This is a genomic window from Pseudomonas sp. 2(2015), assembly GCF_000955865.1.
GTDB lineage: Bacteria > Pseudomonadota > Gammaproteobacteria > Pseudomonadales > Pseudomonadaceae > Aquipseudomonas.
Window position 1 is genome coordinate 62,656 of the sequence record NZ_JYOF01000020.1, and the last position, 16,647, is coordinate 79,302.

Annotated in this window: 16 protein-coding genes; 7 read left to right on the forward strand and 9 right to left on the reverse strand. The window is 65.5% G+C overall.

What is annotated here, in order from left to right:
* Window positions 1-16 precede the first annotated feature (16 nt).
* Both UB48_RS23045 and UB48_RS23050 read right to left on the reverse strand, forming a co-directional pair.
* Window positions 17-1,000: a FecR domain-containing protein gene (locus UB48_RS23045; protein WP_045201261.1), complete on the reverse strand. Its 984-nt coding sequence runs from the start codon at window positions 998-1,000 to the stop codon at window positions 17-19.
* Window positions 997-1,503: a sigma-70 family RNA polymerase sigma factor gene (locus tag UB48_RS23050; protein WP_045201262.1), complete on the reverse strand. Its 507-nt coding sequence runs from the start codon at window positions 1,501-1,503 to the stop codon at window positions 997-999. The genes UB48_RS23045 and UB48_RS23050 overlap by 4 nt, the downstream gene beginning before the upstream one ends.
* A gap of 164 nt (window positions 1,504-1,667) precedes the next feature.
* On the opposite strand from UB48_RS23050, the gene UB48_RS23055 reads away from it, so the two are divergent.
* Window positions 1,668-2,561, forward strand: a complete 894-nt coding sequence (locus UB48_RS23055) for a GNAT family N-acetyltransferase (RefSeq protein ID WP_052676558.1) — start codon at window positions 1,668-1,670, stop codon at window positions 2,559-2,561.
* 5 nt (window positions 2,562-2,566) lie between these two features.
* On the opposite strand, the gene UB48_RS23060 is transcribed toward UB48_RS23055, so the two are convergent.
* Complete coding sequence (locus tag UB48_RS23060) at window positions 2,567-3,772, reverse strand: NAD(P)/FAD-dependent oxidoreductase (protein ID WP_045201264.1); 1,206 nt, start codon at window positions 3,770-3,772, stop codon at window positions 2,567-2,569.
* A 192-nt stretch (window positions 3,773-3,964) separates the two neighbouring features.
* Here UB48_RS23060 and UB48_RS23065 point away from each other — a divergent pair, with 192 nt between their 5' ends.
* The gene (locus tag UB48_RS23065) at window positions 3,965-4,474 is read left to right on the forward strand and encodes an Rrf2 family transcriptional regulator (RefSeq protein WP_045201334.1); all 510 of its coding nucleotides are present in this window, start codon (window positions 3,965-3,967) and stop codon (window positions 4,472-4,474) included.
* A gap of 6 nt (window positions 4,475-4,480) precedes the next feature.
* On the opposite strand, the gene UB48_RS23070 is transcribed toward UB48_RS23065, so the two are convergent.
* The gene (locus tag UB48_RS23070) at window positions 4,481-5,080 is read right to left on the reverse strand and encodes an NAD(P)H-dependent oxidoreductase (RefSeq protein WP_045201265.1); all 600 of its coding nucleotides are present in this window, start codon (window positions 5,078-5,080) and stop codon (window positions 4,481-4,483) included.
* Window positions 5,081-5,169: 89 nt separating this feature from the next.
* Here UB48_RS23070 and UB48_RS23075 point away from each other — a divergent pair, with 89 nt between their 5' ends.
* A complete protein-coding gene (locus UB48_RS23075; protein ID WP_045201266.1) occupies window positions 5,170-5,760 on the forward strand; it encodes a TetR/AcrR family transcriptional regulator in 591 nt (196 codons plus the stop codon).
* Between the two features lie 96 nt (window positions 5,761-5,856).
* Complete coding sequence (locus UB48_RS23080; RefSeq protein ID WP_045201267.1) at window positions 5,857-6,552, forward strand: DUF1963 domain-containing protein; 696 nt, start codon at window positions 5,857-5,859, stop codon at window positions 6,550-6,552.
* Between the two features lies 1 nt (window position 6,553).
* Here UB48_RS23080 and UB48_RS23085 read toward each other — a convergent pair whose 3' ends face one another.
* Window positions 6,554-7,168: a cell wall hydrolase gene (locus tag UB48_RS23085; RefSeq protein WP_045201268.1), complete on the reverse strand. Its 615-nt coding sequence runs from the start codon at window positions 7,166-7,168 to the stop codon at window positions 6,554-6,556.
* 134 nt (window positions 7,169-7,302) lie between these two features.
* Here UB48_RS23085 and UB48_RS23090 point away from each other — a divergent pair, with 134 nt between their 5' ends.
* Window positions 7,303-8,154: a CAP domain-containing protein gene (locus UB48_RS23090; protein WP_045201269.1), complete on the forward strand. Its 852-nt coding sequence runs from the start codon at window positions 7,303-7,305 to the stop codon at window positions 8,152-8,154.
* A 6-nt stretch (window positions 8,155-8,160) separates the two neighbouring features.
* Here UB48_RS23090 and UB48_RS23095 read toward each other — a convergent pair whose 3' ends face one another.
* The 3 genes from UB48_RS23095 to argC all read right to left on the reverse strand — a co-directional run bounded on the left by UB48_RS23095 (window position 8,161) and on the right by argC (window position 13,425).
* Window positions 8,161-9,603 (reverse strand): SulP family inorganic anion transporter, encoded by a 1,443-nt coding sequence (locus UB48_RS23095; protein WP_045201270.1) that lies wholly within the window; start codon window positions 9,601-9,603, stop codon window positions 8,161-8,163.
* 58 nt (window positions 9,604-9,661) lie between these two features.
* Window positions 9,662-12,313 carry an excinuclease ABC subunit UvrA gene (locus tag UB48_RS23100; RefSeq protein ID WP_045201271.1) on the reverse strand — a complete coding sequence of 884 codons (2,652 nt, stop codon included), beginning with the start codon at window positions 12,311-12,313 and terminating at the stop codon, window positions 9,662-9,664.
* 179 nt (window positions 12,314-12,492) lie between these two features.
* The gene (gene argC / locus UB48_RS23105; RefSeq protein ID WP_045201272.1) at window positions 12,493-13,425 is read right to left on the reverse strand and encodes an N-acetyl-gamma-glutamyl-phosphate reductase; all 933 of its coding nucleotides are present in this window, start codon (window positions 13,423-13,425) and stop codon (window positions 12,493-12,495) included.
* Window positions 13,426-13,536: 111 nt separating this feature from the next.
* Between argC and UB48_RS23110 the strand changes: the two genes are divergently transcribed.
* Window positions 13,537-14,424, forward strand: a complete 888-nt coding sequence (locus UB48_RS23110) for a LysR family transcriptional regulator (RefSeq protein ID WP_045201273.1) — start codon at window positions 13,537-13,539, stop codon at window positions 14,422-14,424.
* Here the strand turns inward: UB48_RS23110 and UB48_RS23115 are convergent.
* Complete coding sequence (locus UB48_RS23115; protein ID WP_045201274.1) at window positions 14,421-15,143, reverse strand: GNAT family N-acetyltransferase; 723 nt, start codon at window positions 15,141-15,143, stop codon at window positions 14,421-14,423. The genes UB48_RS23110 and UB48_RS23115 overlap by 4 nt on opposite strands.
* A gap of 167 nt (window positions 15,144-15,310) precedes the next feature.
* Here UB48_RS23115 and UB48_RS23120 point away from each other — a divergent pair, with 167 nt between their 5' ends.
* Window positions 15,311-16,645, forward strand: coding sequence for an iron-containing redox enzyme family protein (locus UB48_RS23120; RefSeq protein WP_045201335.1), 1,335 nt, complete (start codon window positions 15,311-15,313; stop codon window positions 16,643-16,645).
* Window positions 16,646-16,647: the final 2 nt, after the last annotated feature.

Consider the following 16,647-nt stretch of genomic DNA (forward strand, 5'->3'; position numbering starts at 1 on the left):
GAGTGATTTGCATAAATTATTTTTGCGCCGGGGTTTTCGCCCCAATCAACGTCAGCCACGGGCTGTAGTGATCGACCGTGAGCGGCAGGGTTTCAGCCAGTGCGGCGAAGGCCCGTTGCGGTTCATCCAGCGGGAACACCCCTTGCACGCGCAGCCCGCGCACCTCGGGTTCGACCCGGACAAAGCCGCGGTAGTAAGGGCGCAGCGCCTCGACCACCGACTCGAGGGAGTCATCCAGCACGTTCAGGCGCCCACTGAGCCAGTCGGCGCGCTGGCGCTCGCCGTTGCCCAGGGCTTCGATGCGTTCGCCGCCGAGCAGCGCGGCCTGGCCTTCCTGCACGTCCAGCTCGCTGCCGTTGAACAGCCGCGCGCGCACTGAGTGCTCAAGCACCACCAGGCGCGTGGCCTGGGCTTGCTGGCTGACCAGAAAGCGCGTGCCCAGGGCGCGCATTTCGCCCTGAGCGCTGCGCACCCGTAACGGCCGTAGCGGGTCGGCGGCGACCTGGATGATCAGCTCGCCACGGCGCAATATCACCAAGCGCTGCTGGCCATCGAACTGCAAGTCGACGGCGCTGCCGGCGTTCAGGCTCAGGCGGCTGCCATCGGCGAGGGTAAAGTCGCGGCGCTCGCCCTTGGCGGTGCGCAAATCGGCCAGCAGCTCTTGGCCGACCTCGCTGCGCGCGCCCAGCCACAGGCCGCCGCCGAGCACACCGATACCGACGAAGGCACGCAGCAGCTCGCGCCGCGAGCCGTTGGTTTGCAGCAGCAATTGGCGCGCCTCACCGGCCTGGCCTGGGGCACGCCGCTCGAAGTTGCGCACGGTCTGGCAGGCGCCACCCAGACGCTCCTGCAAGCGCGCCCAGGCCTGGGCGTGGGCCGGGTCGCTGCCCAGCCACTGGCTGAACTCACTGTGCACCTGGGCGTCGGTGTTGCCCGAACTCAGGCGCACCATCCAGTCGATAGCGGCTTCGGCGCTGGGCTCGAGGCGGCGCTGGCTCATGGCGCCAGCTCGCTGAGGTAGCACTGGCTCAGGGCTTGCTTCATGTAGCGGCTGACCGTGCGCTCGGAGATGTCGAGCTTGCGCGCGATATCGACGTAGCTCATGCCGTCGAGCTGGCTGTAGAGGAAGGTGGCCTTGACGATCATCGGCAGGCCGTCGAGCACCTGGTCGATGCTCACCAGCGCCTCGATCAGCAGCAGTTGCTCTTCGGGGGAGGGCGCCAGGGGCTCGGGCAGCGCCGACAAGCGTTCCAGGTAGGCCAGCTCCAGCTGGCGCCGACGATGGCGGTCGAAGATCAGCCGGCGGGCGATGGTCGACAGGTAGGCGCGCGGCTGCTGGATGCTGGCCGGGTCGACCTGGGCGGCGAGCATCTGGCAGAAGGTCTCGGCGGCGGTGTCTTCGGCGTCGGCGCGGTTGCGCAGGCGCTTATGGATATGCTGCAGGAGCCACCGGTGATGGTCGCTGAAAAAAAAGCCCAGCTTGCGGGTGGAAGAGGTTGGCACCGGTTGGCGTTCCCGAAGGTGTGAGTGTGAATCGTTCTCAATCTTACCTGTGCGGAGAGGCAAGGTGCAATCACCCGCGTCCGGCCCGCTTTACAATTTACCTACAGATTGTTCCTGGCCGCAGTAATAGGGTGGCGGCCAGACAAAAACCAAGAGAAATGCGCATGGACCTGTCGATCGCAGGCCAGCAGTTCAGCCTGCTGGAAAACTTCAAGGACGATACCCGGCTGCGCGCCAGCTTCAACGCCTTGACCCACCAGACCTTCGAATTTGATTTCGAACAGTGGTACCAGGACGGCTATTGGGGCGAAGGCTACCAGCCGTGGGCGTTGGCCCATGACGGGCGCATCGTGGCCAACATCTCGGTCAACCTGATGCATTTTGATGTGCTCGGCGAACCCAGGCGTGGCATCCAGTTGGGCACGGTGATGGTCGCACCGGAGTATCGCGGCCAGGGCCTGAGCCGCGTGTTGCTGGAGCGGGTGCTGGACAGATGGCAGGGCCAGTGCGAACTGGTCTACCTGTTTGCCAACGACACGGTGCTGGATTACTACCCGAAATTCGGTTTTGCGCGGGTGCTCGAACATGAATACAGCGCGGCGCTAACCCCAGCGGACAGGCCTTGCAGCTTCCACCGGGTCGACATGGACGACCTGCTCGAGCGCCAGCGCTTCATCAGCGCGGTTGACAGTGCCGTGCCCGTTGCACGCCTGGCGATGCGCAGCAACCCTGACCAGACGATGTTCTATTGCACGTCGTTTTTCAAAGACTGCGTTCACTACTCGCCAGCGCTGCAGGCCTATGTGGTGATGGAAATCGTCGACGGGGTGATGACGCTCTATGAGGTGTTCGCAAGGCGTGCGCTCGACCTGCAGGCACTGATTGCAGAACTGAGCACACCCCAGACCACCCGGGTGGTGCTGGGGTTTGCGCCGCTGGATAGCAGCGGCTTCGAGGCGCAGCCGCTGGTGTCGGATGACAGCCTGTTCGTGCTCGGCCGGGCCGGCCAATTCATCGAAGACGCCCAACTGATGTTCCCGTTGCTGTCACACGCCTGAGCCGTTCAGGCCACAACCGGAATCAGCGGATCGGCCGCCGCCAGGGCAACCGCCCGATCGGCCGCCGGCGGGTAGATCCACACCGAGTTGATCTGCTGCTTGAGGGCTTTGGCTTCCTCCTTGATCAGCTTCACCTCACGCTCCCAGCCCTCGGTGTACACCGCGCCCCAGGCCCCCAGGTCCAGGCAGGTGACGTACTTGGGCTGGCGGTATGGCGTCGGCTCGACGCCAAGCAGGTCGGCGGCGACGTTGTTGCCCGAGTGGCGGCCCAGGGCGATGGCGTGCTGGCAGGTCATCAAGGCGTGGTTGCCCAGGTCGTCGGTGGCGGCGTAGGCGACGTCACCGGTGGCGAATACATGCGCTTGGCCAATGACCTTGAGGTTGTCATCGACATGCAGGCGGCCATGGCCATCGCGTTGCCCCGGGACTTGTGCGGTGAGGGCGCTGGCGCGCACGCCGACGGTCCAGACCACGGTGGCGGCCTCGATGCGCTGGCCATCGGCGAGGGTCACGCCATCGGCATCGACGCCAGCCACCGAGGCATTCAGGCGCCACTCCACCCCCAGCGCCGTGCAGGCTTCGATGATTGCCGGGCTGATGCCTTCGCCCAGGGCGGCGCCGATCTTGTTGCCGCGATCGACGATGATCACCTGCACCTGGGCATCTTCGCCGAGCACCGCACGCAGGCGGGCGGGCATTTCGGTGGCGGTCTCGATGCCGGTGAAGCCGCCGCCGGCCACTACCACGGTATTGCGCGCCTTTGATGCAGGCCGCAGGGCTAGGGCTTCGATGTGCTGCTCCAGGCGGCTGGCCGATTCGATCTGGTCGACGTCGAAGGCGTACTGCTCAAGCCCGGCCAGCGCTGGGCGGACCACACCGCTGCCGCTGGCCATGACCAACCGATCGTAGCCCAGCACCTGCGGGCGGCCCTGGCCGTCGCGGTAGCCGACGCGCTTTTCGGCCACATCGATCTGGTCCACAGCGCCCTGGATGAAGTTCACCCCCACCGCGGCAAACAGCTCGGCCAGCGGCGCTTTCAACTGCTGCACAGCGGTTTCGTAGAAGCGCGGGCGGATGCGCAGTTCGGCTTGCGGTGCGAGCACGCTGACAGTGACATCGTTGCGCCCGTGCTGGTCCAGCAGGCGGCTGGCGCTGAGGGCGCTCCACATACCGCCGAAGCCGGCGCCGATGATCAGGATGTGCTGTTTCATGTTCTGCTCCGAGAAAAAAGGGCTGTTGTTTGCCGGACGCAGGGTGTTGTTGCCCGCACCGGATAACTACGACTGTATTGGTCGTAGTTAAATGACGCAAGCATTTTCTTAACGCCTATGCGTTAAGCCTTGGATTTGCTGGTGGTCAGGATGAACTGCTAGTATTGGCGACAAATCAAGTCGGAGATGGTCATGTCCCTGTATAGCGCCGGCGTCGAGTACGGCTTGCACTGCCTGCTGTTTCTGGTCGACGACCTGGGCGAAAGCCGGGAAGCCAGTGTGCGTGACCTGGCCGAGCTGCAGGGGGTGCCCCATGAATACCTGGCCAAGGTCTTTACCAAGCTGGCCAAGGCCAGGCTGGTGGTGGCCACCGAGGGTGTGCGGGGTGGCTTCCGGCTGGCCCGGCCGGCGGATGAAATCACCGTGCTGGATATCGTCACGGCCATCGACGGGCACAAGGCGATCTTTGATTGTCGCGACGTGCGTGACCGCTGCACCTTGTTCGACGGCGCGCCGCCGGCCTGGGCCATCGATGGCACCTGCGCCATTCACGCGGTGATGCTCACCGCACAAAAACGCATGGAAGAAGCCCTGGCCCAGCAGACTATCCTCGACCTGTCGCGGCGCCTGGGGCGCAAGGCACCGGCGGAGTTTTCCACCCAGGTGGTGAAGTGGATCAACGAGCGCCGCGACAGCAAGTAAGGCGCTTCAGGCGGGTTCGGCGACCTCGGCGAACAATCTGCGGCCGTGCTCGAACATGCGCTGCAGGTGGGCGCCGGGGTCGGCGCTTTCCGATTCCAGCAGCAGGGTCGAGCTCACCACGCGGGCGCCGCAATAATCGAAGATGCCGTGATCGATCTGGGTCTTCATCGCCTGCCCGTAGCCATGCTTGCTGAAGGTTGCCGCATCGGCGCCGCCAACGCCCACCAGGTGCACGTTCAAGCGGCCCAGCATTTTTACCATCGGCGCTTCGGTGCTGAAGTCGAACGCCCAGCCATTGCTGAATACCCGGTCGATCCAGCCTTTGAGCAGCGCCGGCATTGACCACCAATACACCGGAAACACCAGCACCAGCGCATCGCTGCGGTCGATGCGCGCCTGCTCGGCCAGCACATCGGCGCCAGGTGCTGCGGTGCGGTGATGAACCGCGTGGTCGGCGGCGGCGAACACCGGGTTGAAACCTTCGGCGAACAGGTCGGCGAGCTCGGCGCTATGGCCGTTTTGTGCCAGGCCTTCGACCACCTTGGCGGCCAGGCTGTGGGTGAGTGACTGCGGGTCATGATGAGCGACAACAACAAGCGCGTGCATGGCAAGGGCTCCTGCGGATTGCGGGGAAAGGATAAGGCTTGTAAACTGAGCACAAGTTACCTTTGGTAAGTTACTTTTGGTAGGTAAGCATGTCAAGCGATGCGCAACCTCGTCGGCGTCTGTCGCGCGAAGACCGTCAGCAACAACTGCTTGAGGTGGCTTGGCGCCTGGTCCGCGAAGAGGGTACCGAGGCGCTGACCCTGGGCCGACTGGCGGAATTGGCCGGGGTTACAAAGCCGGTGGTGTATGACCATTTTGGTACCCGCTCAGGCTTGCTGGCGGCGTTATACCAGTGTTACGACGAGCGCCAGACTGCGGTGATGGACGCCGCCCTGGCCGCCTGCGAGCCGACGCTTGAGAGCAGCGCTGCAGTGCTTGCCAATTGCTACGTCGACTGCGTGTTGACCCAGGGCCGGGAGATACCCGGAGTGATTGCTGCGCTGGCCAGCTCGCCAGAGCTTGAACAGATCAAGCGCGAGTACGAGGCAGTGTTCATGGAAAAATGCCGGGCGCTGCTGGCGCCGTTCAGTGCCAGTGGCGCGATTGGCGTGGCCGGATTGCGGGCGATGATCGGCGCGGCAGAGGCGTTGTCTCATTCTGCGGCGAACCGTGAGATTACGGCGGAGCAGGCGCAGCAGGAGTTGTTCGAAACCATCAAGGCGATGGTGCTGCGCAGTTAAATTGCATCGCGGGGCAAGCCCGCTCCCACAGGCTGCTCACCCCCCTGTAGGAGCGGGCTTGACCCGCGATAGGGCATTATTAAGCGGACGAGAAATATGGACATTCAAGAAATCAAACAACGCCTGGCCAAACCCGCCATGCGCTTTTTCGCCGGCGGCTTTCGCCCGACCAACAGCGATGAAGAAAGCTGGCTCGGCCGGGTGTTCCTCTACGGCCCCGACGAGGGCGTACCGACCAACGCCGCTGGCGAGCCGCTGTTGCCCGTGGCCCAGTTCCACCTGCCGAGCCTGCCGTTCAGCAGCCCGCTGCTCAAGGACATCCGCGTTCTCACCCTGTTCGTCGGTTACCCGTTCCCGGATGAATTCGAGCCCATGGGCAACAACTGGCTGATCCGCGAATACCGCGCCGACGACGAGCTGGTGCGCAAGGACCTGCCGGTCGCCAACTCCTTTCTCAAGGCCTTCCCGCTGCGCGCTGAAAAACTCGCCGAGGACTATCCGCTGTGGGACGGCGGCGGTGTTCCGGATGAATTGGTCACCGAGATCGTCAAGCTCGAACAGGCAGGGGACATCGAGTGCTACTACGAGGTCATCACCCACGCCTACGAGCACAAGATTGGCGGCTATCCGTCGTTCTGTCAGTCGGGCGTGGACCCGGGCGACGGCTTTGAGTTCGTCTTCCAGGTCTCATCCGATGCCAAGATCAACCTCAACGTGATCGACAGCGGCAGCCTGATGTTCTTCAAGCACCGCGACAGCGGCGAGTGGACGATCTACTACGACTTCTATTGAGCTAGTGCGACTCGCCGTTGCGCGGCTTGTAGAACAGAAACTCGCTGGTCTCGGCTGTTCGGGCAAAGGTCTTCGACCAGTCGGGGCGCACATGGCGGTCGTGAAAGTACAGGGCGCCACCGGTGCGATCCGGCAGTTGTTTGTTTAGTGCCTTGCGTGCGATTTCCTTGGCCAGGGTGTAGCGCACCTCTTCCTGGACAGCGTCCGAGCGCCCATCGCACCACCAGGAGAACTGGCAGGCGCCGGTCTCCGAGCCCTGCTTGACCACGCCGCAGACCGAATCGGGAAAGCCCGCGTGGCCAACCCGGTTCATCACCACATTGGCCACCGCCTCCATGTCGGCTGATTCGCCGCCCTTGGACTCCCAGTAGATGCTGCGCGCAAGACAGGTGATGGCATCATCCAGCGCGGCTGCACCAGCCGGGTCGACGGCCTGGACTTCGGTCTTGGTGATGGCTTGGGATTTGGGCGCGGGTGGGGCATCGGGGTGGCTGGCAGCTTTTTGCTCCAGCACCTGGGCTTTTTCTTCGGCCACCTGGGCCTTGGAGTCGGCCGCCAATGTCAGGGCGCTGGAAAACGTCAGTACCAGGCAAGTTGCAAGTGTTAGCAGGCGCATGCTCGAACCTTTGATTGGCCTGGGAGTGGAACTTCCCGTTACAGGATCGACCGCGCCGCGCTCAAAACATTCCCGCTGTCAGACGACGGGCAACTTCGGGCATCATCTACGCAGTCCGTTCAAGGGAGATTTCCATGCGCGTCACTTCACCTGTTGCACCGCTGGCGTTGTTGTCGCTGGGCCTGGCGTTTAGCGTGACCGCCCAGGCCAGCGACGAGTCGCAGCTGATCGAGTCGATCAACGCCTACCGCAGCCAGGCCCAGCGTTGCGCAGGCCAGGGGTCGATGGAGCTGCCGCCGCTGGCCAGCGACCCGCGCCTGATGCTGCCGGCCAACAGCATGGGCGACCTGCGCGAGGCTTTGGCGCAAAACAGCTACCCGATGGTCAACGTCCAGGCCATCAGCCTGTCCGGGCCGCGCGATGCGCCGGCGGCGATGCAGGCGGTGCGCGAAAGCTTCTGCCAGGTGGTACTCGACCCGCAGTTCGTTGATGTCGGCGTCAGCCGCGAGGGCCGCGACTGGCGCATCGTGCTGGCGCGGCCGCTGCTGGCCGGGCGCCTGGGCGACTGGCAGGCCGAAGGGCAGAAGGTCCTGGAGATGATCAACACAGCGCGTAGCCAGGCCCGCCAGTGCGGCGGCCAAGCGTTCAATGCGACCACGGCGCTGGCCTGGAACACTACCCTGGCCGGCGCCGCCGAAAGCCACACGCGGGCCATGGCCAACAACAACTTCTTCGATCACAAGGACCGCGACGGTCGCACTCCGGGGGATCGCGCCGAGCTTGCCGGGTATGCCGGCCAGCAGGTCGGCGAGAACATCGCCGCCGGCCAGGACACCCCGCGCAAGGTGGTCGATGGCTGGCTGGCCAGCCCCGGCCACTGCGCCAACCTGATGAACCCGCAGTTCAGCGAGCTGGGCGCAGCTTATGCGGTCGACCCCAAAAGCGACGCCGGGATCTACTGGACAGCGATGTTCGGCGCGCCGTAAACCGCCCTAGTGCTCAAGCCCGGCGCGCTTGAGCAATTGCTTGCAGCGTTCGGACAGGTGCACCACGCGCAGGTGCTTGCCGTTGTTGCTATAGCGCTCGCGCAGGGTCTTGAGCGCGGCGATCGCCGAGTAGTCGACAACGTTCAGGTGACGGCAGTCGAGGGTCACCTGAGGCGGGTCATTGGCCGGGTCGAACTGGTTGAGGAACGGCGTGGTCGAGGCGAAGAACAGGGTGCCGTGGACCTTGTACAGTTTGCTGTCGTCGCTTTCGTCGTGGCTGTCGGCATACAGCTCACGGGCCTGTTGCCAGGCAAAATTGAGCGCGGCGATGACGATGCCGCACAGCACCGCAGTGGCAAGGTCGGTAAACACTGTGACCAGGGTCACAGCGATGATCGCCAGCACATCGTTGACCGGCACCTTGTGCAGCACCCGCAACGACGCCCACGAGAAGGTCTGCTGGGCCACCACGAACATCACCCCGACCAGCGCTGCCAGCGGAATGCGCTCGATCAGCGGAGACAGGAACAGCACGAACATCAGGATCATCACCCCGGCAACCACTCCCGACAGCCGCCCTCGGCCGCCGGAGCTCAGGTTGATGGCGGTCTGGCCGATCATCGCGCAACCGCCCATGCCGCCGAACAGCCCGCTGGTCATGTTGGCCACGCCCAGGGCTACGCATTCGCGGTCGGGGTGGCCGCGGGTCTCGGTGATTTCATCGGTGAGGTTCAGGGTCAGCAGGGTTTCCAGCAGGCCGACCAGGGCCATGAGCAGTGCGTAGGGGGCGATGACCTGCAGGGTTTCGAGGTTCCACGGCACCTGCGGCCAGCTCCAGGCCGGCAGGCCGCCGGCGATGTGGGCAAGATCGCCGAGGGTGCGGGTCGGCAGGTCGAGCAGGTAGACGCCGGCACCGACGCCGAGAATGGCGATTAACGCCGGCGGCACGCTGCGGGTCAGGCGCGGCAACAGGTAGACAATCGCCATGGTCAGGGCCACTAGCCCCAGCATCAGGTACAGCGGTGCACCGCTGAGCCAGGCGCCATCGGCCTTGAAGTGCTCAAGCTGGGCCAGGGCAATGATGATCGCCAGGCCGTTGACGAAGCCGAGCATCACCGAATACGGCACCATGCGCACCAGTTTGCCCAGGCGCAGCAGGCCGAAGGCGATCATGATCAGCCCGCCGAGCAGCACCGTCGCCAGCAGGTACTGCACGCCGTGGGTGACCACCAGGGCGACGATGACCACGGCCATGGACCCGGCCGCGCCGGAAATCATCCCCGGGCGCCCGCCGAGCAGGGCGGTCAGGGTGCAGATGATGAAGGCGCCATACAGGCCCATCAACGGGTTGAGGTGCGCCACCAGGGCGAAGGCGATGCACTCGGGCACCAGGGCGAAGGCTGTGGTGAGTCCTGCCAGGACATCGGCGCGTAGCGGGGTTGTTCTCATGACTTACCTGAAGAGCGGCCCGGCAGCGGGGTGCTGCCGGGGCAAAAAGCGCAGGATGCTACGTAATTTGCCGATCGCAAGCCAGCGCCCTGGCGAGGAATCCCGCCGTGTGGCTGTCCTTGCACGCCGCCACCTGCGCTGGCGGCCCGCTGACCACCACCTTGCCGCCGGCGCTACCGGCCCCGGGGCCGATATCGATCACCCAGTCGCTCTGGGCCACCACGCGCATGTCGTGCTCGACCACGATCACCGTGTGCCCGGCCTCGACCAGGCGCTGCAGTTGCACCAGCAAACGGTCGATGTCCTGCGGGTGCAGGCCGGTGGTGGGTTCGTCCAGCACGTAGAGGGTGGCGCCGCGGGCCAGGCGTTGCAGCTCGGTGGCCAGCTTGATGCGCTGGGCTTCGCCGCCCGACAGCTCGGTGGCCGGCTGGCCCAGGCGCAAATAACCCAGGCCGATGTCTTGCAGCACCCGCAGGGCGCGGCTGATCGCTGGCTGTTCGGCAAAGCGCTGGCTGGCCTGGTCGACGGTCAGTTGCAGTACCTGGGCGATGTTCAAGTCTTGCCAGGTGATGGCCAGGGTCTGGGGGTTGTAGCGGTCGCCATGGCAGGTCGGGCAGGGCGCATAGACACTGGGCATGAACAATAGCTCGACGCTGACAAAGCCTTCGCCTTCGCAGGTCTCGCAGCGGCCCTTGGCGACGTTGAACGAGAACTGCCCGGCATCGAAACCTTGGGCTTGTGCATCGGGCGTTGCCGCAAACAGCTTGCGCACGTGATCGAACAGGCCGGTGTAGGTCGCCAGGTTCGAGCGCGGCGTGCGGCCGATGGGCTTCTGGTCCACCGGCACCAGGCGGCGGATATGCTCAAGGCCGGCGCTGATCCAGCCGTCGCTGGTTTGTTCGGGTGGGTCTTCCAGGCTCTGTTCTGCGACATCCTCCTGACTGCGGGCCTGGCCCAGGTGCTCGCCGAGCAGGTCGAGCAGCGCCTGGCTGACCAGGCTCGATTTGCCTGAGCCGGAAATCCCGGTGACCGCGCTGAAGCAGCCGAGCGGGAAGGCCACCGCCAGTTGCTCGAGGTTGTTGCGGGTGACGCCTTCAAGTTGCAGCCATGCCTGGGGCGTGCGCGGCGGGCGAACCTGGGGGGGATTTTCGTTGAACAGGTAAGTGCGGGTGCGCGAGGCCTCGACCTTGGCCAGGCCTGCCGGCGGGCCGCTGTACAGCACCTGGCCGCCGTGCTCGCCGGCGTCCGGGCCGACGTCCACCAGCCAGTCGGCGCGGCGCATGGTGTCCAGGTCATGCTCGACCACATACACCGAGTTGCCCGCCTGCTTGAGCCGCTGCAAGGCCGTGAACAGCGCTTCGCTATCAGCCGGATGCAGCCCGGCCGAGGGCTCGTCGAGCACGTAGATCACCCCGAACAGCTGCGAGTTGAGCTGGGTGGCCAGGCGCAGGCGTTGCAGCTCGCCCGACGACAAGGTCGGTGTGCTGCGTTCCAGGTCCAGGTAGCCCAGGCCCAGGTCGATCAGGGTGCTGATGCGCTCCAGCAACTCGGCGGCGATGCGCTGCGCAGCCAGGCGTTTTTCCACCGACAGGTTGGGCGTGTGGCGCACATCCGCACCGCCTTCATGGGGGTTGTCGCCGCGGGCGGCGCGTTGCTCGCGGGCCTGGCGGGTTTGCGCGTGGCTGAGCACAGCGCCGGCTTCTTCAGGCTGCTTGAGGTAATCGGTATTGGCGACGGTCTTGAGCAGTTCGGCCAGGTCAAGCAGTGGCAGGCGCGACAGCTCAGTAATGTCCTTGCCGGCAAAGGTCACCGTCAGCGCCTCGGCTTTCAGACGCTTGCCGGCGCAGGCCGGGCAGGGGCTGGCGCGCATGAAGGCGGACACGCGCTTGCGCATCAGCGCACTTTGCGAATGGGTGAAGGTGTGCAGCACGTAGCGCCGGGCACCGCTGAAGGTGCCCTGGTAGCTGGGTTCGAGTTTGCGCTTGAGCGCCTGGCGGGTTTGCGCCGGGGTCAGGCCGGCGTACACCGGCACCGTCGGGGTTTCTTCGGTGAAGAGAATCCAGTCGCGCTGCGCCTGGGGCAGGTCGCGCCAGGGGATGTCGACGTCATAGCCGAGGGTCACGAGGATGTCGCGCAGGTTCTGCCCCTGCCAGGCCATGGGCCAGGACGCCACCGCCCGTTCACGAATGGTCAGCGACGGGTCGGGCACCATCGACGCCTCGCTGACATCGAACACCCGGCCCAGGCCATGGCATTCGGCGCAGGCGCCTTGCGGGGTATTGGCCGAGAAGTCTTCGGCGAACAGCATCGGCTGCTCGGCCGGGTAGCTGCCGGCGCGCGAGTAGAGCATGCGGATCAGGCTCGACAGGGTGGTGACGCTGCCGACCGACGAGCGCGCGCTGGGCGTGCCGCGTTGCTGCTGCAGGGCCACCGCCGGCGGCAGGCCTTCGATGGAATCCACTGCCGGCACCCCGACCTGATCGATCAAGCGCCGCGCGTAGGGCGCCACCGATTCGAAATAGCGGCGCTGGGCTTCGGCATACAAGGTGGAGAACGCCAGCGACGACTTGCCCGAGCCCGACACCCCGGTGAACACCACCAGCGCGTCGCGGGGAATGTCGACGTCGACATTCTTCAGGTTGTGCTCACGGGCGCCGCGCACCCGCACACAACCGGCGGGGTTGGCACTGACTACTGGTTTTGCACACATGACGATATTCTTCCCTGCTGAGCGATCCGCGTAAGTGGCAGACCGCTGAGCATGGCGCCAGTGCCGTCGATTTTCAAACAAATGAGGGGCCGCTTCGCGCTCCATCGCCGGCAAGGCCGGCTTCCACAATAGTCCTGTGTGCACCAGACCTGTGGGAACTGGCCTAGCAGCCCCGTTACTCAGCCCATCGCCGCCAGCATCAGTTCCAGGTTCTGCACCGCCGCCCCCGACGCACCTTTGCCGAGGTTGTCGAACACCGCCGTCAGCAATACCTGGCCGTGCTCTTCATTGGCAAACACCGCCAGGCGCAGGTCGTTGCTGTCGTTGACTGCTTGCGGGTCCAGTTGTACTGCCGAGGCGCCCAACTGCAGCGGCGCCACCTGTACATACCGGGCGCCGTGGTAATGCTCGGCCAGGCACGCCTGCAACCGCTCGGCGCTCACGCCCGCCGGCAGCAACCGGGTCTGCAGGGCGATGGTCAGGACGATGCCCTGGCGGTAGCTGCCATAGCTGGGCACAAACACCGGCCGCTGCGACAAACCGGCATGCTGCTGGATCTCCGGCACATGCTTGTGGTCCAGGTGCAAGCCATACACCAGCACGCCCTGGGCTGTGTGTGCATCGGGCCCTTCATGACGTTCGACCGCCGCCCGGCCGCCACCGGAATAGCCCGATACCGCGTTCACCGTCAGCGGATAGTCCGCTGGCACCAGGCCTGCGCCAATCAATGGCCGCAACAAGGCAATGGCGCCGGTCGGGTAGCAGCCTGGGTTGCTGACCCGCTTGGCCTGGGCAATGCGCTCGGCCTGCTCTTCATCCAGCTCCGGCAAGCCATACACCCAACCCGGGGTGGTGCGGTGCGCGGAGCTGGCGTCGATCACCCGCACCTGCGGGTTGACGATGGCCGCCACCGCTTCACGGGCGGCGTCATCGGGCAGGCACAGGATCGCCACGTCGGCGCTGTTGATGGCTTCGGCGCGCAGGTGCAGGTTCTTGCGCTCGCCCGCCGGCAGGGTCAGCAGACGCAGGTCGTTGCGAGCGTTGAGGCGGGCGTGGATCTGCAGGCCGGTGGTGCCTTGGTCGCCGTCGATAAAAACCAGGGGCTGGTGCATGGGGGCTCTCGTGCATAGGTGACAAATGTGCAGCCATCTTCACCTGCGGCTGGACGAAAGAAAATTTGAATATCATGATGCTCAACTTCATCTTTTCTGAACGATACAACCATGCGCGAGATCAGCCTCGACCGTCTGCGTACCCTGGTGGTGATCGCTGACCTCGGCTCCTTTGCCCAGGCGGCGCGGGCGCTCAACCTGGCGCCGCCGACGGTCAGCCTGCACATTGCCGACCTCGAGGCGCGCATTGGTGCGCCGCTGCTGTCGCGCAAGCGCGGGCAGATCCGCCCCACGGCCATCGGTGAAACCCTGCTCGAACGCGCACGGCGCCTGCTGGCCGATGCCGAGCAGGCGCTGGATGATGTGCAGCGACAGGTCAAGGGCCTGGCCGGGCGGGTACGCCTGGGCGCTTCCACCGGTGCCATCGCCCATTTGCTGCCGCAGGCGCTGGATATCCTCGGCGTGCAGCACCCTGGCATCGATGTGCAGGTGCAGGTGCTGACCTCCAGCGAGTCGCTGGCGCGCCTGCACGACGGCAGCCTCGACATCGGCCTGGTGGCGCTGCCGCAGGCGGCGATCAAGGGCCTGCAGATCCGCCCGTGGCGACGCGATCCGATCATGGCCTTCATCCCCGCCAGCTGGTCGCCACCGGCGCGGATCAGCCCGGCGTGGCTGGCCAGCCGGGCGCTGATCCTCAACGACAGCAGTACCCAGTTGTCGCGGGTGACCAGCGAATGGTTTGCCAGCGCCGGCCTGCAGCCGCCGGCGCGTATCCAGCTCAACTACAACGACGCGGTAAAAAGCCTGGTGGCCGCGGGCTATGGCGCGACCTTGCTGCCCCATGAGTCGGCAGCGCCGGAGCATGATCCGCGGATCTGCATGCGCCCGTTGCGCCCGGGCCTCTGGCGGCACCTGGGCATCGCCTGCCGCCAGGGCGAGGTGGAGCAGGGTACCGGCTTGGTGCTGCAGGTGCTGATGAGCCAGGCGGTGAAAAACTAGACCAGCCGCAGCCCGCGCCCGCCGTCCAGCCACGGCCCTTGACCCAGGCGCTCGAGGGCCAGGGCCCGAGCTTTGCGGCTGAGCTGGTCGAGGTGGCGATCGCGCTGCTTTTCGGCATCGACCATCGCCCGCTTGCCGTGTTGCTTGAGCAGGTAGCTGTGGATCTGCTGCACCTCCAGGGTGCGGTAGATCGGCGCTACGTCGAGCACCGCCGCCATGCCGGCGCTGGGCTCGGCGTGGGTGTTCAGCAACACCTGCGGGCCGCGCGCACCGGTAACCTGAAAGCCCAGGGCCTCGAACACCGGCACCTTGCTGGCGACGCAGCCGAGCTCGGCCTGCGGGTAGCGCGCGGTCATCTGTGCCAGCATGGCCCGGGCAATCCCCTGGCGGCGGTGGCTGGCGTGTACGGCCAGGTAGGCCACAGAACAGGCCTGCGGGTCATCCTTGAGCGGCAGGTACAGCAAAAAGCCCACCACCTGCTCCGGGTCGTCGAGGTCCAGGGCCACGATCAGTTCGACCGGGATGCCGCGCGAACCGTCCATGGCCTGCAGGTACAGGTGCACTTCGAAGCCGATGCCGTACTGGTACAGGCTGTACAGCGGGTTGCTCGGCGCCAGGGCGACGCTGCTGATGTCGGTCAGGTAGTCGACCACCATCTGCAGGATCTGGCTTTTGATCGGCTCGGCGGGCGGCGCGACGAAGTGGTGGAGGGCGGGCATCGGCAGGGGTGACTCCAGGCAAAAACGGCAATGGCGCGATTCTACCGCGCCGGCCTGCCATCCGTCCCTTTGCCGCGCAGATGATCTGAACTTCAGTTGCGGCGCACCGCTCCCTTGCATAGAGGGCACTTCTCGCCCGACTGCCGAAGGCTGCCGCCATGACCGTGATGACCGCCGCACCCGTGCTTGACCCGCATGTCATCGATAGCCGAGCAGGCCATGCAGCGCGTTATCACGCCCTGTTGCAGGGCGAGCTGAGCGACAGCGCCGCCTGGCTCGGCGAGCAATTGCAACAGGCTGAGGCCTTGCCTGATGAACTGCCGGCCAACCCCGTCGAACTTGGCCAATGGACTGCCGAACGTGCTGCTGCCGTGGCCGGGCAATACGCCCAGTACCTGGCCGAGCGCAAAGCCGGCGCTGCCCGGCGTTACTTCAGCAACCGCGCCCATGCGCTGTATTTTCTCCAGCACGTCGCCCCGACCAAGGCGGTGGATGGTGCCTGGCTGTTCGGCATGCTCAAGCACTGGGCCGACCCGCGCTACCACGGCCTGATCCGCATCTACCTGGAAGAGCTCGGTGATGGCGACCCGGCCTGCAACCATGTGCTGATCTACCGGCGCCTGCTCAGCGAACTGGGCTGCCATGAGCAGCTGCCGCTGGGCGACGACCGCTACCTGCAAGGTGCGCTGCAACTGGCGCTGGGCTTCAACACCGAGGCGTTCCTGCCCGAAGTGATCGGCTACAACCTGGGCTATGAGCAACTGCCCCTGCATTTGCTGATCAGCGCTTACGAGCTGGACGAGCTGGGCATCGACCCGCAGTACTTTCGCCTGCACGTGACCATCGACAATGCCAGCAGCGGCCACGCCTGCAAGGCGGTGCAGGCACTGATGCAACTGTGGCCGGCGCAGGGTGCCAGCGAGTTCTATCGGCGGGTGGCGCGAGGCTATCGGCTCAACGACCTGGGCCCGGGCTCAGCGACAATCATTGCCGAGTTTGACCTCGAAGCCGAGCTGCTGGTCGCCTTCGAGCGCAAGCGCAGTTTTGGCCAGCACATGCATTCCGATTACTGCCGTATCGAAGGACGCACGGTCAACCAGTGGCTGGCCGAGCCCGGCAGCATTGCGGGGTTTCTCGCCGCCCTGCAGGAAAAGGGCTGGATCAAACGCGGCCAGGACCCGGCCGACAGCCGTTTCTGGCAACTGATCGACGGCCCGGCAGCAGCGATGTTCGGCGTCTTCAGCCCCTATGAAAAACAGCTGCTGCATGACTGGATCGCGCTCAGCTGGCAGCCGCGCCGCCCTCGTCACGGGCCGGCCAAGGCCGAGGTGTCGATGCACGACGAGGCGCTGGTGAGCGCGCTTGAGCGCGAGCTCCATGACCTGCCGCCGCAGGCGCGGATCGCCTACCTGATCAGCGAAATGGCCGGGGCTCGTCACGCCTTGCCCCAGGGCCTGGCGGCGACGCGCAAATACGCGCAGATGACTGGGCTCAATCAGTAACG